General features: G+C 72.7%; 19 protein-coding genes. 13 read left to right on the forward strand and 6 right to left on the reverse strand.

Translation table 11 applies throughout. The features are described from left to right. The first annotated feature begins 62 nt into the window (after positions 1–62). The 5 genes from BM288_RS07205 (at position 63) to BM288_RS07225 (ending at position 2326) form a co-directional block, all read left to right on the forward strand. On the forward strand, positions 63–1073 hold the full coding sequence (locus BM288_RS07205) for a hypothetical protein (protein ID WP_092917292.1): 1011 nt from the start codon (positions 63–65) through the stop codon (positions 1071–1073). Positions 1074–1286: 213 nt separating this feature from the next. Then, on the forward strand, positions 1287–1523 hold the full coding sequence (gene rpmB / locus BM288_RS07210) for a 50S ribosomal protein L28 (RefSeq protein WP_092917294.1): 237 nt from the start codon (positions 1287–1289) through the stop codon (positions 1521–1523). Then, complete coding sequence (gene rpmG / locus BM288_RS07215; RefSeq protein ID WP_072314797.1) at positions 1523–1693, forward strand: 50S ribosomal protein L33; 171 nt, start codon at positions 1523–1525, stop codon at positions 1691–1693. The genes rpmB and rpmG overlap by 1 nt, the downstream gene beginning before the upstream one ends. After that, positions 1693–1998 (forward strand): 30S ribosomal protein S14, encoded by a 306-nt coding sequence (gene rpsN, locus BM288_RS07220; protein WP_092917296.1) that lies wholly within the window; start codon positions 1693–1695, stop codon positions 1996–1998. The genes rpmG and rpsN overlap by 1 nt, the downstream gene beginning before the upstream one ends. A 133-nt stretch (positions 1999–2131) precedes the next feature. Further along, the gene (locus BM288_RS07225) at positions 2132–2326 is read left to right on the forward strand and encodes a hypothetical protein (RefSeq protein WP_092917298.1); all 195 of its coding nucleotides are present in this window, start codon (positions 2132–2134) and stop codon (positions 2324–2326) included. Between the two features lie 39 nt (positions 2327–2365). Here the strand turns inward: BM288_RS07225 and BM288_RS07230 are convergent, their stop codons facing one another. Genes BM288_RS07230 through yczR form a run of 3 tightly spaced genes read right to left on the reverse strand, consistent with a single transcriptional unit; the run spans position 2366 to position 6518 of the window. Then, on the reverse strand, positions 2366–4048 hold the full coding sequence (locus BM288_RS07230; RefSeq protein ID WP_092917300.1) for an alpha-amylase family glycosyl hydrolase: 1683 nt from the start codon (positions 4046–4048) through the stop codon (positions 2366–2368). Further along, a complete protein-coding gene (locus BM288_RS07235) occupies positions 4045–5004 on the reverse strand; it encodes a TIGR03885 family FMN-dependent LLM class oxidoreductase (RefSeq protein ID WP_092917302.1) in 960 nt (319 codons plus the stop codon). Before BM288_RS07235 ends, BM288_RS07230 begins: the two co-directional genes overlap by 4 nt. A gap of 47 nt (positions 5005–5051) precedes the next feature. Beyond that, a complete protein-coding gene (gene yczR / locus BM288_RS07240) occupies positions 5052–6518 on the reverse strand; it encodes a MocR-like transcription factor YczR (RefSeq protein WP_092917304.1) in 1467 nt (488 codons plus the stop codon). A gap of 94 nt (positions 6519–6612) precedes the next feature. On the opposite strand from yczR, the gene yczE reads away from it, so the two are divergent. The 6 genes from yczE to BM288_RS07270 all read left to right on the forward strand — a co-directional run bounded on the left by yczE (position 6613) and on the right by BM288_RS07270 (position 11971). Next, the gene (yczE, locus tag BM288_RS07245; RefSeq protein WP_318255392.1) at positions 6613–7305 is read left to right on the forward strand and encodes a membrane protein YczE; all 693 of its coding nucleotides are present in this window, start codon (positions 6613–6615) and stop codon (positions 7303–7305) included. Positions 7306–7488: 183 nt separating this feature from the next. After that, positions 7489–7773: an HU family DNA-binding protein gene (locus BM288_RS07250; protein ID WP_092917306.1), complete on the forward strand. Its 285-nt coding sequence runs from the start codon at positions 7489–7491 to the stop codon at positions 7771–7773. Between the two features lie 122 nt (positions 7774–7895). Beyond that, complete coding sequence (locus BM288_RS07255) at positions 7896–8639, forward strand: ion transporter (protein ID WP_318255393.1); 744 nt, start codon at positions 7896–7898, stop codon at positions 8637–8639. 50 nt (positions 8640–8689) lie between these two features. After that, on the forward strand, positions 8690–10732 hold the full coding sequence (locus BM288_RS07260; RefSeq protein ID WP_318255394.1) for a bifunctional copper resistance protein CopD/cytochrome c oxidase assembly protein: 2043 nt from the start codon (positions 8690–8692) through the stop codon (positions 10730–10732). Then, positions 10729–11514, forward strand: a complete 786-nt coding sequence (locus tag BM288_RS07265; RefSeq protein ID WP_092917308.1) for a histidine phosphatase family protein — start codon at positions 10729–10731, stop codon at positions 11512–11514. Before BM288_RS07260 ends, BM288_RS07265 begins: the two co-directional genes overlap by 4 nt. A 43-nt stretch (positions 11515–11557) precedes the next feature. Then, positions 11558–11971 carry a PPOX class F420-dependent oxidoreductase gene (locus tag BM288_RS07270; RefSeq protein ID WP_092917310.1) on the forward strand — a complete coding sequence of 138 codons (414 nt, stop codon included), beginning with the start codon at positions 11558–11560 and terminating at the stop codon, positions 11969–11971. A 3-nt stretch (positions 11972–11974) separates the two neighbouring features. Here BM288_RS07270 and BM288_RS07275 read toward each other — a convergent pair whose 3' ends face one another. Together BM288_RS07275 and trhO are read right to left on the reverse strand one after the other, a co-directional pair. Continuing rightward, positions 11975–12460 (reverse strand): GNAT family N-acetyltransferase, encoded by a 486-nt coding sequence (locus tag BM288_RS07275; protein ID WP_092917312.1) that lies wholly within the window; start codon positions 12458–12460, stop codon positions 11975–11977. Between the two features lie 42 nt (positions 12461–12502). Then, positions 12503–13366: an oxygen-dependent tRNA uridine(34) hydroxylase TrhO gene (gene trhO, locus BM288_RS07280; protein WP_092917314.1), complete on the reverse strand. Its 864-nt coding sequence runs from the start codon at positions 13364–13366 to the stop codon at positions 12503–12505. Positions 13367–13430: 64 nt separating this feature from the next. On the opposite strand from trhO, the gene BM288_RS07285 reads away from it, so the two are divergent. After that, on the forward strand, positions 13431–14000 hold the full coding sequence (locus BM288_RS07285) for an acyl-CoA thioesterase (protein WP_318255429.1): 570 nt from the start codon (positions 13431–13433) through the stop codon (positions 13998–14000). A 91-nt stretch (positions 14001–14091) separates the two neighbouring features. Here the strand turns inward: BM288_RS07285 and BM288_RS07290 are convergent, their stop codons facing one another. Next, the gene (locus BM288_RS07290; RefSeq protein WP_092917318.1) at positions 14092–15768 is read right to left on the reverse strand and encodes a phytoene desaturase family protein; all 1677 of its coding nucleotides are present in this window, start codon (positions 15766–15768) and stop codon (positions 14092–14094) included. An 85-nt stretch (positions 15769–15853) separates the two neighbouring features. On the opposite strand from BM288_RS07290, the gene BM288_RS07295 reads away from it, so the two are divergent. After that, positions 15854–20767 carry a proline dehydrogenase family protein gene (locus tag BM288_RS07295; protein WP_318255396.1) on the forward strand — a complete coding sequence of 1638 codons (4914 nt, stop codon included), beginning with the start codon at positions 15854–15856 and terminating at the stop codon, positions 20765–20767. The last annotated feature ends 23 nt before the right edge of the window (positions 20768–20790 follow it).

Raw genomic sequence — 20790 nt, forward strand, 5'->3', positions numbered from 1 at the left:
CGTCCCCACCGGCATCCAGGTGCTCCTGTGAGACTGAGCCCACCCGATCCAGGAGGTCGTCCGTGACGAATCAGCCCCCCGCCTACGGCAGCCAGCCCGCCTCGAGCGTCCCCGGCACACGCGCCACTGCGCCGCGCCGCATCATGGGCATCCAGCCGGTGCTGTTCGTGGGCATGTGCCTGCTCGCGATCGTCACCCTCATCACCGTCGTGCTGATCTTCGTCGGCGACTTCGAGAGCCAGGCGCCGCGCGTGGTCTGGACGGTCGTCGTCTTCCTGGTCTTCACGGGGCTCCTGGCACTCGACCTGGTGCTCGCCCGCCGCTCGGCCACGCCGCTGGTGATCGGCGTCGCAGCGAACACCTACCTGCTGGCACTGCTGATGATCGCCATCTGGGTGCGCGACGGCCGCTCCGGCGGCGAGGTCGACGACTACGACTTCGGCTCGGGCTGGCTGTTCGCCGAGCTGCTCGGCATCGTGCTGCTGACCCTGCTGGTGGTGCGCGCCGCGGCCGCCGGCGCGTGGGGCCTCATCAACCTCGGCAAGCGATCCGGCACGCAGTTCGGCCGCGTGCTGGGCCTCGTCGCCGCCGGGCTGCTGGGGCTGGTCGGGGTGCTCCTGACGCTGCACTTCGCCATCGACGCCTTCGGCATCGAGGTGAGCGAGTGGTACTGGCGCTCGACCGTCGCCGCCATCGTCGTGACCGCGCTCGCCGCCTCGGTGACGGTGCTGCTGTTCTGGAACCGCCGCAACCTCGACTGGCAGGAGGCGGAGGCGCGCGGCGAGCACGTGCGCCGCCCGGTCGCAGCCGGCGCCGTGCCGCCGCCGTCCGAGCAGTGGCCCGCGCAGCACTGGCCGATGCAGGCGCAGGCCGCGCCCGCGGCGAATCCCGTGGATGCGCAGTGGCCCGTGGCGCCGGCATCGCCGCAGTCGCCAGCACCCCAGGCCCCCGCGCACCCGGGGCAGCCGCAGCCCGCCCCGAACGGCCTGCTCCCGTGGCCCACCCACCCCGACGGCACCCCGTACCCGATGGGCCCCGACGGCCAGCCCGTGTTCCCGCCCACCGGCCGCTGACGCATCCGTCATCACCTGCGGCGGTGCCTGTGCGGTACCGCGGCAGGATTCGGGATTGCCGAGCGGCATGGGCGTGCCGTACGATAGACCCTTGGTGCGGCTCCGGCCGCGCAGCACACGCCCCCTCCAACACCCGCAAGGGCTCGGTAGCGGCGTGAGCAGGCAAGTGATCTTGGGTGGGCTTCATGCCCACGGTACCCATTTGGAGGAACCATGGCAGCGGTATGCCAGGTGACCGGAGCCGTTCCCGGCTTCGGGCACAACATCTCGCACTCGCACCGGCGCACGAAGCGACGCTTCGACCCGAACGTGCAGCGCAAGACCTTTTTCGTCCCGTCGCTCCGACGCAACGTGACGCTCAACGTCTCGGCCAAGGGCATCAAGGTCATCGATGCACGTGGCATCGAGGCCGTCGTCCGTGACATGCAGGCTCGGGGGGTGAAGCTCTGATGGCGAAGAAGTCCCAGGACGTCCGTCCGATCATCAAGCTCCGCTCGACCGCCGGCACCGGCTACACCTACGTGACGAAGAAGAACCGTCGCAACAACCCTGACCGCCTTGTGCTGAAGAAGTACGACCCCGTCGTCCGCCAGCACGTCGAGTTCCGAGAGGAGCGATAATGGCCAAGAAGAGCATGATCGCCAAGAACGAGCAGCGGAAGGTCATCGTCGCCCGCTACGCCGAGCAGCGTCTCGCGCTGAAGAAGGCGCTCGTCAGCCCGAAGAGCACCGACGAGGAGCGCGAAGCCGCTCGTCTCGGCCTGCAGAAGCTGCCCCGCAACGCCTCGCCCGTGCGCGTGCGCAAGCGCGACGCCATCGACGGCCGCCCCCGCGGCCACGTCGGCGACTACGGCATCTCGCGTGTGCGCTTCCGCGACATGGCGCACCGTGGCGAGCTGCCCGGCGTGACCAAGTCGAGCTGGTAAGCACCCGCTGCACTCGAAGCCCCCGACCCCGTGGAATCCTCCACGGCGGCCGGGGGCTTCGTGGTCAGGTCCACGACGTTCGACCCACCCGGTCATCCCCGCCCAGCGGTGACGCCTGTGCGAGAGTTGCGGAATGAGCACCGTTCCCGTCTCGTTCGGCCTCGCCGGACTCCTCCTGCCGGCGATCTATCTGCTGCTGCTGATCGGCCTCGTCATCGCGATCGTGCTGGCCGTCCGGGCACTGCGCGGCATCGACCGCTCGCTCCGAGTGCTCGTCGAGCAAGGCGTGGCTCGCGGCGAGGGCCCCTTCGACGCGCCAACTCGGTAGCTATCGAGCGTCGGCAATCGCGGGCCGCGCCGGCTGCCGTCACACGCGGCGGATCGTCGCGTCGGGCGGCGAGACCTGCAGCCACCGCCAGCCGTAGGCGTCCAGGTCGAGCTCGAGCGTGCCGTCGATCGTCATCGACGAGTCGTCGAACCGGTCGATGAGCGTGACCGAGCCGGATTCGGCGCGCACCTCGAGCCGCACCGACTCCCGCCCGTCGCCGAGGTTGTGCAGCGCGAGCATCGCCCAGTCGTCTGCGCGGCACACGTGCGCGAGCACGGCCTTCTGCCGCACGCCGATGATCTCGAGCGCCGACCAGGCCAGCTCGGGCGCATCGTGGTACATCGTGGTGAGCCGCTGGATGTGCCGCCACAGCGACGCGGGGTCGCGGCGCTGATCGGCGACGTTCACCCGATCTGGCCCCCATTCGCCACCCGGCATCGGCCGCGGCCAGCGGCGCGGGGGTGCCGTCGAGAAGCCGCCTGACGCATCCGCCTCCCACTGCATCGGCGAGCGCACCGCGTAGCGGCCCTCGACCTCGAGCGCCTCGCCCATGCCGATCTCCTCGCCGTAGAACAGCACCGGCACGCCCGGCAGCGAGAACATCAGCGTGTAGACGAGCCGCACCGCGCGCGGGTCGCCGAGCATCGTCGGCAGCCGGCGCCGGATGCCGCGGCCGAACAGCCGCATTCCCTCCTCCGGCGCGAACGCCGCAAAGACCTCCTCGAGCTCCTCGGGGGCGAGCTTGTCGAGCGTGAGCTCGTCGTGGTTGCGGACGAAGTTCGCCCACTGCGCGGTCGGCGGCAGCTCGGGCCGCTCGCGCAGCGCAGCCGCGAGCGGGTGTGCGTCCCCGCGCGCGAGCGAGAGGAAGAGCTGCTGCATCGACACGAAGTCGAACTGCACCTGCAGCCCCTCCGCCCTGCCCTCGGCCTGGAACCAGCGCAGCTGCTGCTCGTGCGGCAGGTTCACCTCGCCCAGCAGTGCCGCCTCGCCGTTGCGGTGCGAGACGAACCGCTCGATCGCGCGCAGGTGGTCGTCGCCGTCGTAGGCGCTGCCGGTCGGCCCGGCCGCCTGCTGGTCGGCGCCGCTGAAGAGGAAGGGCACCGCGTCGACGCGGAAGCCCGAGACGCCGAGCTCGAGCCAGAGGCCGAGGTTGCGCTCGATCTGCTCCTGGACGGGCGGATGCTCGACGTTCAGATCGGGCTGATGACTGCGGAAGTGGTGCAGGTAGTACTGACCCGTGCGCTCGTCCTTGGTCCAGGTGGAGTCCTCGAGCCCGGGGAAGACCGGCGGATCCGGATTCGGCGGCGGCGCGTCGCGCCAGACGTACCAGTCGCGGTGCGGCGAGTCCTTCGAGGCGCGCGAGGCCTTGAACCACGGGTGCTCGGCGGAGGTGTGGTTCATGACGAAGTCGACGATCACGCGCATGCCGTTCGCCCGCGCGACCCGCACGAGCTCGACCAGGTCGCCGAGCGTGCCCAGGCGAGGGTCGACGGCGAAGAAGTCGGTGATGTCGTAGCCGTCGTCGCGGTCGGCGGTGGGGAAGAAGGGCATCAGCCACAGGCAGGTCACGCCGAGCTCGGTGAGGTAGCGGATGCGTGAGATCAGTCCCTGGATGTCGCCGTCGCCGTCGCCGTCGGAGTCCTGGAAGACCTGGATGTCGAGGCAGTAGTAGACGGCGTTCCGCCACCACAGGTCCGCCGACTCGATCGGCCGGGGGCTCATGCGGCCACCTCCGGCAGCACGTGCTCGCCGAAGGCGTCGATGAACGCCTGCTGCTGCTGGCCGACGTGATGCAGGTAGACGGCGTCGCAGCCGGCGCCGATGATCTCGGCGATCCGCGCCCGGTGCAGCGCGAGGTCGCTCGAGACGGTCACCGCCTTCCGGATCGCGGCCTCGTCGGGGCGACCGCTGCGCCGGTCGAACTCCGCAGGCATCGCGAGATCCCACGACTCCGGCTGCCCGATGGTGCCGTGCGCCCACTGGTCGAGCGCGATCGACACCGCCTCCTGCTCGTCCGGCGCCCACGAGAGATGCAGCTGCGCGTTGACCGGGCCACGTCCGCCGGCGTCGCGGTAGGCCGTGACGACCTCGCGCAGGGCCCGGGCCTCCCCCGCCACCGTGATCAGCCCATCCGCCCACTCGGCATGCGCGGCCGCCGAGGCGGGCGAGATGGCCGCGGCGATCAGCGGCGGCGGCTCGGCCGGCAGCGACCAGAGCCGGGCGCGATCGACCGTGACCTCGCCGTCGTGGCTGACCTCCTCGCCGGCGAGCAGCCTGCGCATGACGCTCGCGCTCTCGACCAGCCGCCGCTCGCGCACCGCCTTGTCGGGCCACGGCTCGCCGGTGACGTGCTCGTTCACGTTCTCGCCCGAGCCGAGCGCCGCCCAGAAGCGGCCCGGGAAGAGCTCGCCCAGCGTGCCGATCGCCTGCGCCACGACGGCCGGGTGGGCGCGCTGGCCGGGTGCCGTGACGACGCCGAACGGCAGCGAGGTGGTCGCCAGGGCCGCGCCGAGCCACGACCAGCTGTGGCCGCTGTGGCCCTGCCGCAGGCTCCACGGCGCGAGGTGGTCGGAGCACATCGCCGCCTGGAAGCCCGCGGCCTCCGCGTGGCGGACGTGCTGCAGCAGGGCGCTCGGCGCGAGCTGCTCGTGCGAGGCATGGAACCCGATGATCGCCATGCGGCCAACGCAAGCGCGGAAGCGGGCGCTCGTCAACCCCGCGCGGCTCACACGACGGCGGATGCCGCCAGTCGCGTCGTGTCCGGACGCTCGCCGGCGTGCACGGCGCGCCAGGCATCGCCGAGCCTGGTCATCGCCTCGTGCGTGACCTCCGGCTCCCAGCTGATCGGGATGCGCGTGAAGCGGTCGAGCACGCCGGAGGCGGCGAAGCGCGGCCCCGGCGGCAGCAGCAGGCCGCGATCGCGGGCGGCGAGCGAGAGCGCCGTCGACCAGGGACCGCCGAGATCCACCCAGGCGGCCAGCCCGCCGGGCACGCGCGGCATCGCGACCTCGGGCAGGTGGGCGGCGAGCCCGGCGGCCACGGCCGAGCGCCCGGTCGACAGGCGCTCGCGCGCCCGCTCGAGCAGCGCGTCCATATCGTCGAGCAGCTCGATCGCGATGCACTGCTCGAGCATCGCCGTGCCGAGGTCGATCGACGGCCGCGCCGCCAGCAGCCGTGCGGTCTGCTCGGCGCTCGAGGTGCGGATCCAGCCGATGCGCAGCCCGCCCCAGGCGATCTTCGACATCGACCCGATCAGGATCGCCGGGCCGTGCGCGGCGAACGGCCGCGGCGTCCAGCCGCGGTCGATGTCGAGCTCGGCGCAGGTCTCGTCGACGACCAGCAGGGTGCCGGTGGTGCGGGCGACGGCGGCGAGCCGGGCGCGCTCGAGCTCCGGCATGGTCGCGCCGGTGGGGTTGTGGAAGTCGGCGATCAGGTAGGCGAGCGCCGGCCGGTGCGCGCGCAGGGTGTCGATGAGGTGGGATGCGTCCCAGCCGCCGCCGGCCTGCTCACCGTCGGTGCCGGCCCGCCCGCCATCCGTGCCCGCCCCGTGCGCGGCGGGCGCCACGGGCGTCGGCAGCAGGCGGTGCCCGGTGCGCCGCAGCGCATCCATCGCGTGCGGGAACGACGGCTGCTCCACCAGCGCCGGCCTGCCGCGCTCGCCGAACGCCGCGAGCACCACCGTCAGCGCATGCATCGCGCCGCTGGTCACCACGATCTGCGACGGATCGGTCGGCAGGCCGCGCGCGGCGTACCGCTCGGCGATGCGCTCGCGCAGCTGCGGCAGCCCGTCGAGCGAGTAGCCGGGTGTGCCGAGCATTCCGGCGAGCCGGTCGAGCGCGCGCACTGTCGCGGCATGCAGGCCGGGCGCCGAGCCGACCGAGGCGATGGTGAAGTCGATGACGCCGGCGTCTGCGGCGATCGGTGGCTGGATGCGCTGGGCCGGCAGCGCGGCGCGGGTGCCGGAGCCGTGCGCGCGGGTGACGTAGCCCCGCGCCTCCAGCAGCTCGTAGGCGCGTGCGATGGTGGCGCGCGAACGGCCGAGCTCGGCTGCGAGCGAGCGTTCGCTCGGCAGCCGCTCGCCGGCGGTGATGCGGCCGTCGAGCAGCAGCATGCGGATGCGGTCGGCGAGCGACTGCGCGACGCCGCCGGTCGCGCGCCACTCGCCGAGCTGGGTGCCGAGCCGGGATGCCATGCGGCCATCCTGCCGCACAGTGGACTGCGATGCGCGAGCCACTTCCGGGGGAGTGGACCGCGTGCCCGCATGCGCGAGGCGGTGGAATGGACTCGTGCACCGCATCCGCCGCCTTCTCCTTCCGATCGACTCGCTCGGTCCGGCCGACACGATCGCGCGCGTCGTGCAGCTCATGGTGGGCCTCTTCCTCTACGGCATCTCGCTCGCGCTGCTGGTGCGTGCCACCCTCGGCGTCGGCCCCTGGGACGTGTTCTCGCTCGGCATCGCCAACCACCTGCCGATGAGCTACGGCACGGCGACCGTCGTGGTCTCGGGCATCGTGCTGCTGGTGTGGATCCCGCTGCGGCAGCGGCCGGGCATCGGCACGCTGCTCAACGCCGTGCTGGTCGGGCCGGCGGCCGATCTGGGGCTGTGGCTCATCCCGGCGCCGACGGAGCTGTGGGCGCAGGTGCTGATGCTGATCGGCAGCATCGTGCTGCTCTCGATCGCGACCGGCATCTACATCGCGCCGCAGCTCGGGCCGGGCCCGCGCGATGGCCTGATGACGGGACTGGTGCGCATCACCGGCTGGCGCATCTGGATCGTGCGCACGCTCATCGAGGGCACGGCGCTGCTGATCGGCTGGCTGCTGGGCGGCCCGGTGGGCGTCGGGACGGTCATCTTCGCCTTCGGCGTGGGCCCGCTGATCGGCGTCTTCCTGCCCTTCTTCGAGCGCCGCCGAGCCGCCACCGCATCGCGCCGCAGGGCCCGTCGGCTGGCCGCCTCGGCCGCCGCAGAACGCGCCTGAGAGGCGATCTGTCCCCCAATTTCGTTCGCGAACCGCGAAAACACGCGGAAATCGCGGCGTGTCGGAGTGTTTCTCCGCAGGAACGCGGGCCTCGCGGCTACGTTCGGGGGTGGTCGGAGCCCCGAAGGCCCCGGCGAATGCCCGCCCCAGGCGGGACGGACATGCCACGACCAGGAGGACACCATGGCTGAGACCATCAACAAGACCACCCTCGCATCGAAGATCGCTGCGTCGACCGACCTCTCGCAGGCGAAGGTCAGCGCCGTGCTCGACGCGCTCTTTGACGAGGTCTCGGCGGCCGTCAAGGCTGGCGACAAGGTCTCGATCCCCGGCTTCTTCAGCGCCGAGCGCACCGCGACCGCTGCCCGCACGGGCCGCAACCCGCAGACCGGTGCCGAGATCAAGATCGCTGCCGGTCACCGCGTCAAGCTGACCGCTGGCTCGAAGCTCAAGGCAGCCGTCAAGTAAGACCGCTCCACACAGCACTCGAGGGGCTCCGCCAGCATGGCGGGGCCCCTCGCGCGTTCCCGCACTCGTACAGTGGGCGCGACCGCCGTCCACACGTCTTGGTCCATGAAGCAGGAGGCCGCATGCAGCGAGGCACCGTGCCCGGCCGCCAGCGCTCGAAGCCGAAGCAGCGCTCGAAGCCGGTGCAGCGATCGAAGTCCGAGCAGCTGGTCGCCGCCGAGGCGCTCGCCGCGCGGCTCGATCGCCCGATGGGCTACCTGGGCGTGCTGTTCCTGTTCGTGGTGCTCGGCCAGCTGCTCGTCGACGACCCCGGCTGGGCGCGCCTGCTGGGCATCGTCGGCTGGGTGCTGTGGGCACTCTTCGTCGCCGAGTTCGTGCTGCGCGCCTGGGTGGCCGGGTTCCAGGCGTCGTTCTGGCGGCGCAACTGGTGGCAGCTGCTCTTCCTTGCCATCCCGTTCCTGCGGTTCGTGCGCGCGCTGCAGGCGGTGCGACTGCTGCGCGTGGCGCGGTTCGCCCGCGTCGGCGGCATCCTCTCCGCCGGCGTGCGAGGCACGCGCTCGGCCGGCCGGCTGCTCTCGAGCCGCATCGCCTGGCTCGCCGCGGTCACGCTCGTCGTCATCCTCGCCGCCGGGCAGCTGCTCTACGCGATGGAGTCGCACGACGACTTCACCACCGCGCTCTACGAGGCGGCGCTCGCGACCATCACCGGCTCCGGCATCACCGCTGAGGATCCCTTCGCCAAGCTCGTCCAGCTGGCGCTCGCCGTCTACTCGGTCGTCGTGTTCGCCGGGCTCGCCGGTGCCCTCGGCGCCTACTTCCTGCGCGCGCAGGACCCGGCCGTCGCGGGCGCGGAGGAGCCAGGCTGAGCGACTCGCTCGCCGCCGCGACGCATAGCAGCGGCGACTACCCTGTATCCGTGCAGCGCCTCCGTCTCCTCGCGCCGGCACTCGCGATCCTCGCGGGGCTGGCCGCAGCGTGGGCGGCGCTCGAGTTCGGCGGCGGCGCCGCCGCGCAGCCCATCGAGGACCCGGGCGCCGCGGTGCGCTACGGCGTGCCGATGGCCACCATGCTGCGCAACCTCGCGATCGCCGCGGCCTTCGGCGGGCTGGTGCTGGCCTGCTTCGCGCTGCGGCCCGGCAGCCGCGACTGGCACCGCACGCTCGACATCGCCGCGGCCGCCAGCGGCATCGCCGCCGTCGCGCAGGGCTTCGTCGCCTGGGGCGGCTTCCGCACCGTGGTCACGAACCCGGTCACAGCCACCAACGACTTCGGCCGGCTGCTGCAGCTGTTCTTCGTCGAGGTGGAGACCGGCCGCCTGATGCTCGCGACGCTGCTCTCGCTCGCCGTGCTGACGGTCGTGCTGCTGGTCGCGCGCGGCGCGGTCGCCGCCGGCTTCACGGTCGCGGCCTGGGCGGTGCCGTTCTGGTTCATCGCCTCCGGCGGGCACGCGGGCGGCACCGCCGGCCACGACGTCGCGGTCTCGGCGCTGCTGCTGCACCTGCTGTTCGTCTCCATCTGGCTCGGCGGCCTCTTCCACCTGGGCCTGCTCGCCTGGGGGCAGCGGGCTGCGGATCTGCCCCGTGCGGGCCAGCGCGGCGCGAGCGGCGCGCTGGCCGGCCGCGACGCATCCGCCCCGCTCGGCACCGACGTGCCGAACGCAGCCCTCGGCGACGTGCTGCTGCGCTACTCGAGCCTCGCCGCCGCCAGCTTCGGCGTCGTCGCCTTCAGCGGCATCGCCTCGTCGTGGGTGCGGATGGAGGGCGCGTGGTTCAGCGACTACGGCATCCTCTCGATCGCCAAGGCGGTGCTGCTCGTGGTGCTCGGCTGCTTCGGCGCCTGGCAGCGGATGCGTCTGCTGCGCCCCGCGAAGACGCTCGGCGAGCGGGTGGGCGGCACGGCGATCGCGATCATCCTGGCGCTCGAACTGGTGGTGATGGGCGTGACCGCCGGCGTCGCGGCCGGGCTCGCGCGCACCCCCACGCCCGTGCCGGAGACGCCGCCGGGCCTGGAGGCGACGCCCGCCGAGATCCTCACCGGCAAACTGCTGCCGCCGCCGTTCGACGCCGGGCGGCTGTTCACCGAGTGGTCGCTCGACCCGCTGTGGACGGTCATCTGCGCGCTGTTCCTGTTCTTCTACCTCGCCGGCGTGCGGCGGCTGGCGCAGCGCGGCGACCGCTGGCCGGTGCTGCGCACCCTCTCGTGGAGCGCGGGCGTGCTGCTGCTGTGGTGGTGCACCTCTGGCGCGCTGAACGTCTACGAGGAGTTCCAGTTCTCGCTGCACATGCTCGTGCACATGCTGCTGGGCATGGCCGTGCCGGTGCTGCTGGTGCCGGGCGCGCCGATCACGCTCGCGATGCGCGCGATCGCCAAGCGGAGCGACGGCACCCGCGGCGGCCGCGAGTGGATCCTCGCGATCGTGCATTCGAAGTACATGCAGGTGATCGGGCACCCGATCGTCTCCGCCGGCATCTTCGTGCTGAGCCTGTGGGTGTTCTACTACACGCCGATCTTCGAGTGGGCGATGAACGACCACCTCGGGCACGTCTGGATGGTGGTGCACTTCGTCGGTGCCGGCTACCTGTTCGTGCAGGCGATCATCGGCATCGACCCCGGCCCTGCCCGCCCGCCGTTCGCGCTGCGGCTGGTGCTGCTGATCGGCACGATGGTCTTCCACGCCTTCTTCGGCCTGACCCTGATGACCGGGGAGGCGCTGCTGCTGGCCGACTGGTTCGGCGCCATGGGCAACGGCATCGACGCGCTGCGGGATCAGCAGGAGGGCGGCGGCATCGCCTGGTCGATCGGCGAGATCCCGACGGTGATCCTGGCGATCATCACCTCGGTGCTGTGGGCGCGCAGCGACAAGAAGGAGCGCACCCGCATCGACCGCGCCGCCGATCGCGACGGCGACGCGCAGCGGCACGCCTACAACGACATGCTCGAGAAGATGGAGAACCGATGACGGATCAGCCGGCAGAGCCGCAGACGACGACCGTGCAGACGGATGCGGAGCAGCACCTTCCCGAGGAGCTCGCGGCTTTCGCGAATGGTCGCGCCGTGCGGCTGCGCATCGTGCGCCACGCGGAGACCGAGCACAACGTCAACCACGTGCTGCAGGGCGTCTCCGACTCGCCCATCACCGACAGCGGTCGTGAGCAGATCGCCGCGGTCGCCGAGCGCCTCGCGAGCGAGCGCTTCGACCTCGCCTTCAGCTCGGATCTGCAGCGCACCCGCACGACCGCGGAGGGCATCCTCGCCGCGCTCGACCCGCAGCCGCCGATCGAGTTCACGGCGCTGCTGCGCGAGTGGAACTTCGGCGACCACGAGGAGCGGCCCGCCGCCGACGTGTGGGGCGAGGTGATCGTCGAGCACGGCTTCGAGGTCGACCGCGAGCTGAGCGCTCTGCGCACGATCGGCGAGAAGGTCGGCTGGCGCGGGCTGTTCGACACCATCGCGAAGCTCGACCCGAGCGGCCAGGCCGAGCAGGCGCATGCGGTCGTCGTGCGCGCCGACGCCGCCCTCGAGCACGTCATCCGCGCCGCGGCCGCGGTGCCGGGTGACGGGCCGGTCGAGCTGCTGCTCGTCTCGCACGGCGGCTTCATCACGTCGCTCCTGCGGCAGCTGGTGCCGGAGGTCACGCCCGACGTGATCCTGCCCAACTGCTCGGTCACCACCGTCTCGCTGCCTGCCGGCACGCTCGTGTGGCAGCTCGACGCGATCGGCGAGGTCGCCGACGAGCGCTGAGCGCGTCCAGTCGGCGGCCACCGGCCTGTGAGAGCGTGAGGGCATGGCGACGATCCCCGAGCAGTACCGGTACCTCATCGATCAGCCGCTGTTCGCGCACCTCGCGACCGTGCGGCCAGACGGCACCCCGCAGGTGAACCCGATGTGGTTCGGCTTCGACGGCGAGCACATCCTCTTCACGCACACGAGCACGCGGCAGAAGTTCAAGAACCTGCAGGCGAACCCGGCGATGTCGGTCTCGATGACCGACCCCGAGAGGCCCTACCTGTACGTCGAGGTGCGCGGGCACCTGGCCGAGGTGGTCGACGACCCGACCGGCGCGTACTACGTCGAGCTGCAGCAGCGCTACGGCAGTACCTCGCCCACGCCGCCGCCGGATGCCGCCGACCGCGTCATCCTGAAGATGGCCGTCGACACGGTCTCCGGCCGCGTCGAGACGCCGAAGCACCTGCAGTAGCTGCTACTCGCGCGACGGCAGGTGCACCTCGATCTCGTACAGCTCGCGCGGGTCGGCCTCGTCGACGCGCTCGCCCGAGAGCCCGAGCTTCCGGTAGAACTCGGCCGCGACCTCGAGCGACTGCCACTCGAGCACCCGGATCGACGTCTGCTGCTGCGCCCAGGTCTGCACCGCGCGGAACAGCGCCGTGCCCGCCCCGCGGCCGCGCGCATCCGGCGACACCCACAGGTCGTGCATGCGCGCGATCGACCAGTCGCGCTGCGGCGCGGGGCCGTAGTCCTGCGCGGCGGCGTAGCCGAGCAGCTGCCCATCGGCCTCGGCGACGACGATGTGGTGCGCGTCGTTGACCACGAGCGAGTCGAGGCGCTCGCGGTAGCGGTCGACCTTCTCGTCCTCCTCGTCGGCGTGCCGATGGGCGGCGATCAGCTGCTGCAGCGGCGCCGCGTCAGCCGCGGTCGCGCGCCGGATGTGAATGTCGCCGTCGCCCATGCGGCCAGCGTAGCCGCCGATCGCCGGGCAGAGCGGTGCGGCTCAGGCGGCCGCGACGTGCTCGGCGCAGGCGGGCTCGCAGTCGCCGCACACCGGCACCTGCTTGCGACATGACCAGAGGCGGCAGTTGCCCATGCCGCCCGTCGGCGCACCGCACGCCGCGCACGAGCCGAGCACTGCCGCATCCGCCCCGAACCGCATGGTCTGGCGCTGGTCGAACACGTACAGCGAGCCCTCCCAGAGCCCCGAGTTGCCGAAGCTCTCGCCGTAGCGGACGATGCCGCCGTCGAGCTGGTAGACCTCCTGGAAGCCGCGCTTCGTCATCAGGCTCGAGAGCACCTCGCAGCGCACGCCGCCGGTGCAGTAGGTGACGACCGGCTTGTCCTTCAGGTGGTCGTAGGCGCCCGAGTCGAGCAGCCGGGCGAAGTCGCGGGTGGTGTCGACGTCCGGCACGATCGCGCCCTTGAACCGGCCCACCTCCGCCTCGAAGCGGTTGCGGCCGTCGAAGAAGACGACATCGTCGCGGCGCTCGACGAGGTCGTGCAGCTCGCCGGGCTTCAGGTGCTGCCCGCCGCCGACCACGCCCGACTCGTCGACCTCGAGCTCGTCCGGCGCGCCGAAGGTGACGATCTCGTCGCGCACCTTCACGCTCAGCCGCGGGAAGTCGCTGCCCGTGCCCGCCGACCACTTGATGTCCATCCCCCTGAACCCCGAGTACTCGCGCGTGGCGCGCGCGTAGCGACGCAGCGCATCCGTCTCCCCACCGACCGTGCCGTTGATGCCGTGCGGCGAGATGAGGATGCGCCCGGTGAGCCCGAGGCTCGTGCAGACGGCGCGCTGCCACAGCCGCACCGCCTCGGGGTCGGCGATGGGCGTGAAGCGGTAGTAGAGCAGCACCTTGTGCATTGTTCGATTCTCCCAAACGCGAGCGGATGCCGCGCGCACGTCGGGCAGGATGTGACCCGTGAACATGTGGTTGCAGTGGCTGCTGGCGATGACCGTGAAGAGCAAGGGGCGCCCGGCGCTCGGCATCGACGAGGTGGCGCGCACGCCCTTCATCGTGCTGCCGAGCGACATCGACCTGCTCGGGCACATGAACAACGGCCGCTACCTCTCGTACATGGACCTCGCGCGCGTCGACATGACCAACCGCACGGGCATGTCCGCAGTGCTCGACAAGGCCGGCATCTACGCGGTGGTGGGGCAGTCGACGATGGTCTACCGGCGCTCGCTCGATCTGTGGCAGCGGTTCGAGATCGAGACGGCCGTGCAGGGCGCCGACGAGCGCGCGATCTACCTGCAGCAGCGGTTCGTGGTCGACGGCGAGGTGCACGCGCGCGGCGTCGTGCAGGGCCGCTTCATCGAGAAGGGCGTCGGCACGGCGACCATCGCGCGCGTCACCGAGGTGCTCGAGGCCGCCGGGATCTCGGTCGTGATGCCGGAGCTCGACCAGCGGGTGCACGACTGGGCCGAGATGAACCGGCTGCCGTCGAACCGGCAGCCCGCGCCGTCGAGCTGGGCGGGGCGCACGCCGCGCTGACCTTGCTGATCGCGTCGCTCAACCGGCGTGAAGGTCGCACGACCGGATAGTTCGGTCGAGCACCATCCTGACCGGTTGACGGGCAGGCGCGTCAGGGAAGTGACGCGGCGAGCAGCTCGAGCGCCGCGTGCGCCGCGTTGTGGCCGCCGATGCCGGAGACCGCGCCTCCGCGGCGCGCGCCGGAGCCCGCCATCAGGATGCGCTCGTGCGGCGTCTCGACGCCCCACGCCTCGGCCGGCCCGGTCGGCTCCGACTCCAGCCACGGCCACGACAGCGGCCCGTGGAAGATGTTGCCGCCCGGCATCGCCAGCGCCGCCTCGATGTCGAGGGTGGTCTTCGTCTCGATGGCCGGCGCGGCGGTGCCGTCCGGCCCCGTGCCCTGCAGCAGCAGCGGTTCGATCGGCTCGGCGAGCACCGAGTCGAGCGAGACCAGCACGGCGCGCTCGAGCTCGCCGCGCATCCGCTCGTTGTTGTCGTCGTTCAGCAGCCGGTCGGGCACGTGCAGCCCGAAGACGGTGAGGGTGTGGGCGCCGGATGCGCGCAGCTCGTCACCGAGGATCGTCGGGTCGGTGAGGGAGTGGCAGTAGATCTCGCACGGCAGCGGCTCTGGCACGCGGCCGGCGCTCGCGGCGGCGTGCGCGGCGCCGAGCTGCGCGTAGGTCTCGTTGATGTGGAAGGTGCCGCCGAAGGCCGCCTCGGGGGAGACCGACCGGTCGCGCAGCCGCGGCAGCCGGCGCAGCAGCATGTTGACCTTGACCTGCGCGCCCTCGGGCCGCGGCCAGGCGGCGTGCGCCGCACTCGTCGCGGCATCGCCGGCCGCGCCATCCGCTTCTGTTCCCAGCAGCCCGGCGAGCACGTGCGGCGCGACCGCCGAGAGCACCAGGTCGAACTGCGCCGTCAGCTCGGTGCCGCTGCGCGCGCCCGCGGAGCCGACCAGGCTCCCGCCGAACCGCTCCTCCCACGTCACCTCGCCGTCGGGCGTGACACTCGTGACCGTCACGCCCGTCAGGATGGTCGCGCCGGCCGCCCGTGCCGCCGCCTCGAGCCCGCCTGAGACCCGCCCCATGCCGCCGATCGGCACGTCCCAGTCGCCGGTGCCGCCGCCGATCACGTGGTACAGCAGGCAGCGGTTCTGCTCGAGCCCGGGGTCGTCGAGCGCCGCGAAGGTGCCGATCAGCGCATCTGTCGCGATCACGCCGCGCACGAGGTCGTCCGCGACCGCGCGCTCGATCGCGTCGGCGATGGGCGCGTCGACGATCTCGGACCAGGCGGATGCGTCGCCCGCGGCCGCGCGCGCGGCATCCCGGGTGGGCAGGGGCTCGGTGAGCGTCGGGAACAGGGCCGCGGCCAACCGGGTGGTGCGGTCATAGAAGCGGCCGAACCCATCCGCATCGCCCGCGGCGCCGATGGCGGCGAAGGAGGCGCGCGTGGCGGCCTCGTCGCCGGCGTCGATCAGCAGCCCGCGGTCGGCGCCCGCCGGGTGGCCGTGGGGCACCGGGGTGTAGGAGGAGTAGCGGCGCCGCGCGAGGCGCACATCGAGCCCCAGGTCGCGGATGATCTGCTCGGGCAGCAGGCTCACCAGGTAGCTGTAGCGCGACAGGCGCGCGTCGAGGCCGGCGAAGCCGCTGGTGGAGACGGCGGCCCCGCCGACGTGCGGCAGGCGCTCGAGCACCGTCACCTCGACGCCTGCGCGGGCGAGGTAGGCGGCGGCGGTGAGGGCGTTGTGGCCTCCGCCGATGATGGCGACGCTGGGCTTGCCTGCGAGCATGCGGATCCTCCTCGTTGAGTGGCCGTTCCTGGGCCTGCAACCGTGCGGGGACGGCTTCATGGCCTGCACGCATACGATATGCGGCATGACCGAGCAGCCCAGGGACGAAGACTTCGACGCCCTGATCGCCGAGGGGATCCAGCAGGCCGAGCGCGAGCGGCCATCGGGTGCGCCGGACGCCGAGCGACCCGCGGGCAGCGACGAGGACATCCAGCAGCTGGGTCTCGACGACCCGTTGGAGGTGGTCGACGAGCAGGATGCCGACGAGCAGGACGAGGACTCGGCGGTCGCCGACGGGACCGATGCCGGCGGGCCGCTGGCGACGCTCGACACCGGGCCCGCGTTCGAGATCGACGACGCGACCTGGGCGGCGGCGGTCGCCCCCTACGAGCCGGTCGAGGTGCCGGGCGTCGCGCGATCGGCCGCCGAGGCGCCGACTTCGGGCTGGTCGCTCTCAGCCGAGATCGTCGACGTGCCGACGGTGCAGATGGATGCGCTGGAGCTGCAGGAAGAGCTGCGGGCGGCGTCGCTCACGCCCGTCCCTGCGGCGGCGCAGGTGCCGGAGGAGACGGCGCCCGGCGAGGAGCCGGCCGCCGATCCCGCGGCCGTCCAGGAGCCGGCGCCCACCCACGAGTCGGCGGCTGCCCACGGTGCAGTGCCTGCCCGGGACGCGAGGCCGGCCGAAGACCCGGCGCCTGCCGCGGGCAACGACTTCGACGCAGACGCCCGACTGTTCTCCGCGGTTCCTGCAGCGCCGACGCCGACGGCACCCCGGGTCCCCGCACCGGATGCGGCTCCGTTGCTCCCACCGCAGGACGCTCCGAGGATCGGCGGCCTGGCGGCGGCGGTCTCTGCGCGCGCTGCCGCGAAGGCCGCGGCCGAGGCGGAGCTCAGGAAGGCAGCCGAGTCCACACCCGCGCCTGCGCCTGCACCCGCGCAGAGTGACGCGGCCGCGCCGGCGGCGAAGCCCGAGCCCGCAACGCCCGCGCCGGCGGCGAAGCCCGAGCCCGCAGCGCCCGCGCCGCAGGCGAAGCCCGAGCCTGCGGCGCCGACGCCCACGCCGCAGCCTGAGCCGGCGCCCCGGCCCGCAGCGCTCCCGATGGCGGAGCCCATCGCAGCAGCCGAGCCGGAGCCGCGAGCCGCGGCGGTCCCGATGTCGGAAGCCGGCGCAGCGCCCGACCCTCAGCCCGCGTCCCCCGCGAAGACGCCTCCGGAGCCGGTCCCGAATCCGATGCGAGAGGGCGAGCGCCGCCGCCAGCGCGACCGCTCCAGCGAGCGCGAGGACGAGCCCGCTGCCGAGCCAACACCGGAGCCCGCGCCCGTTGTCGCGTCGACCGCAGCGCCCGCCCCGGCCGGCTCCGCAGCCGCGCCCGCCCCGGCCGATTCTGCCGAGCCACTCGAGTCCACCCCCGCGCCCGCCTCCCTCGCCGGCCCAGCCAGCGACGACCCCTTCGCGCTCACCGCCATCGAGCGCGTCCGCGCCTGGCTCAGCCGCGCATCCGACGCGGGGCGCGACAAGCGCACCCGCGACAAGGCGGAGGAGCGCCTCGCGGGCCTGCTGAAGGATCCGCACGGGCTCGACTTCGCCGTCGCGTTCGTCGACAAGGTCGTGCGGCCGGAGGATCCGAAGGTGAGCGCCCGCAACTTCGAGGAGCTCAGCCGCGACATCCCGGGCTTCCTCGACTGGTACCTCAAGCTCGGCGTCACGCTCGGCGGCGGCTTCGGCATCGTGAGCCCCAAGCTGGTGATCCCGATGGTCAAGAAGGCGATGCGCGAGATCGTCTCGCACCTCGTCATCGATGCGACGCCCGCCAAGCTGGCCAAGCCGCTCGCGAAGCTGCGCGAGGACGGCACCCGGCTGAGCATCACCCTGCTCGGCGAGGCCGTGCTGGGCGAGCAGGGCGCCGACGAGCGCCTCGCCGCCACCCTCGAGCTGCTCGAGCGCGACGACGTCGACGCCATCTCGGTCGCAGTCTCGCCGATGGCGCCGCAGCGGCAGCCGTGGGCGTTCGACGAGACCGTCGACCAGGTCGCCCAGCGGCTCCTGCCGCTCTACACGGCCGCCGCGCAGTCGCAGACCACGAAGTCCATCACCCTCGAGGCGGAGGCGTACGGCGACCTCGACCTCACCATCGCCGTGTTCGAGCGCCTGCTCATGCGGCCGGAGCTCGCGAGGCTCGAGGCGGGCATCGTGCTGCAGGCCTACCTGCCCGATGCGCTCGCCGTCTACCGCCGCCTCGCCGCCTTCGCGAAGGAGCGCCGCGCGCAGGGCGGTGCCGGCATCAAGGTGCGGCTGGTGAAGGGCGCGCACCTCGCCACGGAGCGCGTCGAGGCGGCCGTGCACGGCTGGCCGCTCGCGACCCTGCCGTCCAAGGTGTCGACCGACGCCAACTTCAAGCGCGTGCTGCGCGAGGCGCTGCTGCCCGACAACGCCTTCGCCGTGCGCGTCGGCGTCGCCAGCCACAACCTCTTCGACCTCGCCTACGCCGCCGAGTTCGCCCGCGAGCACGGCACGCACCAGCGCATCGACGCGGAGATGCTGCTGGGCATGGCCGCCGAGCACCGCGATGCCGTGCGCGAGGTCTTCCCGAACCTGGTGCTCACCGCGCCGGTGGTGCTGCCCGGCCAGTTCGACGCTGCCGCCGGCTACCTGATCCGCCGGCTGGAGGAGCATGCGGACGACGAGGGCTTCGTCTCGAGCATGCTCGAGCTCTCCGACCCCGTCGTCTTCGAGCGCGAGCGCGACCGCTTCCTCGACTCGCTCGAGCTGCTGCGCTCCGAGGATGCCGCCCGGCCCGCCGGCCGCGACGGCGTGCAGCCCGCGCCGCAGCCGAACCGCACCCAGGACCGACAGGGGGACCTGCAGACGTCCATGACGCATCCGCCCGCCTTCGCAGGCGAGCCCGACACCGACCCGGCGCTGCCCTCCAACCGCGACTGGGCGCGGCAGATCGTGCAGCGCGCCGACGCCACCGAGCTCGGCAGCCGCACCCTCGGGATGAACCGCATCGAGGACTGGCCGACGCTCGAGCGGCGCATCGATCGTGCCGCGCAGGCCAGTGACGGATGGGCTGCGCTGGGTGCCGAGGGCAGGCGCGAGACCCTGCGCGATGCGGCCACGACGCTGGGCGCCTACCGCGGCAGGCTGATCGAGATCATGCTGGCCGAGACCGGCAGGACGGTCGCCGAGGCCGACGCCGAGGTGTCGGATGCGATCGACTTCGCCCGCTACTACGCCGAGCGAGCACTGCTGCTCGAGCAGCTCGACGACGCGAGCCCGAAGCCGGTGGCGCTGACGGTGGTGGTGCCGCCGTGGCACGAGCCGGTCGCTGCACCCGCCGGTGGCGTGACCGCGGCGCTCGCGACCGGCTCCGCCGTCATCCTCACGCCCGCGCCGCAGGCTCGTCGCAGCGCCGCGGTCGTGTGCGAGGCGCTGTGGGAGGCGGGCGTGCCGCGCGAGGTGCTCGTGCTGTGCGACATGGCCGAGAGCGAGACGGCACAGGGCGGCATCGCGCAGCGGCTGATCACCCACCCGGCGGTCGGGCGCGTGCTCCTCACCGGCTCGATCGAGACAGCCGAGCGGTTCAGCTCCTGGCGGCCCGAGCTGCCGCTGCTGGCCGAGACCGGCGGCACGAACGCGATCATCGTCACGCCCTCGGCCGACTTCGAGCTCGCGGTGGCCGACATCGTGCAGAGCGCCTTCGGCCACGCCGGCCAGCAGCGCTCGGCCGCATCCGTCGTCATCATGGTGGGCACGGTGGGCGACTCCGAGCGGTTCCGCCGCCACCTGGTCGACGCCGCGTCATCGCTGCGCATCGGTTCGCCGCTCGACGCGCGCACGCACGTCGGCCCGCTCATCGAGCCGGCGCAGGGGCCGCTGCTGCGCGCGCTCACGTCCCTCGAGCACGAGGAGGAGTGGCTGCTCGAGCCCCGGCAGCTCGATGCCTCCGGCCGCATCTGGTCGCCCGGCATCCGCGACGCGGTCGAGCCGGGCTCGTTCACGCACCTCACCGAGCTCTTCGGACCGCACCTCACGCTCATCGAGGTCGACACGCTGGATGAGGCGATCGACGTGCAGAACGCCACCGAGTTCGGCCTCACCGCAGGCATCCACTCGCTCGACGTGCTCGAGGTGGCGCAGTGGCTCGAGGAGGTGCGCGCCGGCAGCCTCTTCGTCAATCGCGGCATCACCGGCGCCCTCGTGGGCCGGCAGCCTTCCGGCGGCTGGAAGCGCTCGCAGGTCGGGCCCGGCGCCAAGCCGGGCGGCCCGAACTACCTCGCCGCGCTGCTCGACTGGCAGTCGGTCGAGCGCGGCCCGCGCGAATCGGTGCGGCTGCACGGGCTCGACAAGCGCGTCGCCGAGCTGATCGAGGCGGCCACGCCCTCGCTCGACTTCCTGGAGTTCGACCGCGTGCGCGCCGGGGCGAACAGCGACCAGACCGCGTGGGAGGAGGAGTTCGGGCTCGCCCGCGACGTCGGCGAGCTGGGCGTCGAGCGCAACGTGCTGCGCTACCGCCCTGCCGACGTGCTGCTGCGGCTCGCCGACGACGGCTCCGTCGCCGACCTCGTGCGGCTGCTCGCCGCCGCCGCCCGCTCGCGCGCGGTGGTGCGCATCTCGACCTCCGCACCGGTGCCGAAGGGCATCGTGGCGCTGTCGAGGCAGCCGATCCCGCACGTGCGCATCGAGGAGATCGTAGAGGAGACCGACGCCGCCTTCCACGCTCGCATCGTCTCCGGCGAGGTGCTGGAGCCGGTCGAGAACGAGGATGCGCTCGGCCTCGTGCGCACGACCGAGCCGCTGCGACGCATCCGCCTCATCGGCACCGATGCGGGGCTGCGGCCGGCGCTGGCCGGCAACGCGACGGTGGCGGTCTACGACGGGCCCGTGACCGCCGAGGGGCGCATCGAGCTGCTGCCGTTCCTCCGCGAGCAGTCGGTCTCGATCACGGCGCACCGCTTCGGCACGCCCGACCGGGAGATGCTGGCGCTGCCGCTGTAGGGGCGCATGTCGAGGCCGAGCCT

The organism is Agrococcus baldri (genome assembly GCA_900114805.1).
GTDB classification, from domain to species: domain Bacteria; phylum Actinomycetota; class Actinomycetes; order Actinomycetales; family Microbacteriaceae; genus Agrococcus; species Agrococcus baldri.

What these genes read in the sequence shown, in the direction of transcription:
- rpmB (WP_092917294.1), top strand. Translation starts at nt 1,287, where the DNA reads ATGGCAGCGGTATGCCAGGTGACCGGAGCCGTTCCCGGCTTCGGGCAC.
- rpmG (WP_072314797.1), top strand. Translation starts at nt 1,523, where the DNA reads ATGGCGAAGAAGTCCCAGGACGTCCGTCCGATCATCAAGCTCCGCTCG.
- rpsN (WP_092917296.1), top strand. Translation starts at nt 1,693, where the DNA reads ATGGCCAAGAAGAGCATGATCGCCAAGAACGAGCAGCGGAAGGTCATC.
- BM288_RS07225 (WP_092917298.1), top strand. Translation starts at nt 2,132, where the DNA reads ATGAGCACCGTTCCCGTCTCGTTCGGCCTCGCCGGACTCCTCCTGCCG.
- BM288_RS07230 (WP_092917300.1), bottom strand. Translation starts at nt 4,048, where the DNA reads ATGAGCCCCCGGCCGATCGAGTCGGCGGACCTGTGGTGGCGGAACGCC.
- BM288_RS07235 (WP_092917302.1), bottom strand. Translation starts at nt 5,004, where the DNA reads ATGGCGATCATCGGGTTCCATGCCTCGCACGAGCAGCTCGCGCCGAGC.
- yczR (WP_092917304.1), bottom strand. Translation starts at nt 6,518, where the DNA reads ATGGCATCCCGGCTCGGCACCCAGCTCGGCGAGTGGCGCGCGACCGGC.
- BM288_RS07250 (WP_092917306.1), top strand. Translation starts at nt 7,489, where the DNA reads ATGGCTGAGACCATCAACAAGACCACCCTCGCATCGAAGATCGCTGCG.
- BM288_RS07255 (WP_318255393.1), top strand. Translation starts at nt 7,896, where the DNA reads ATGCAGCGAGGCACCGTGCCCGGCCGCCAGCGCTCGAAGCCGAAGCAG.
- BM288_RS07265 (WP_092917308.1), top strand. Translation starts at nt 10,729, where the DNA reads ATGACGGATCAGCCGGCAGAGCCGCAGACGACGACCGTGCAGACGGAT.
- BM288_RS07270 (WP_092917310.1), top strand. Translation starts at nt 11,558, where the DNA reads ATGGCGACGATCCCCGAGCAGTACCGGTACCTCATCGATCAGCCGCTG.
- BM288_RS07275 (WP_092917312.1), bottom strand. Translation starts at nt 12,460, where the DNA reads ATGGGCGACGGCGACATTCACATCCGGCGCGCGACCGCGGCTGACGCG.
- trhO (WP_092917314.1), bottom strand. Translation starts at nt 13,366, where the DNA reads ATGCACAAGGTGCTGCTCTACTACCGCTTCACGCCCATCGCCGACCCC.
- BM288_RS07285 (WP_318255429.1), top strand. Translation starts at nt 13,431, where the DNA reads ATGTGGTTGCAGTGGCTGCTGGCGATGACCGTGAAGAGCAAGGGGCGC.
- BM288_RS07290 (WP_092917318.1), bottom strand. Translation starts at nt 15,768, where the DNA reads ATGCTCGCAGGCAAGCCCAGCGTCGCCATCATCGGCGGAGGCCACAAC.
- BM288_RS07295 (WP_318255396.1), top strand. Translation starts at nt 15,854, where the DNA reads ATGACCGAGCAGCCCAGGGACGAAGACTTCGACGCCCTGATCGCCGAG.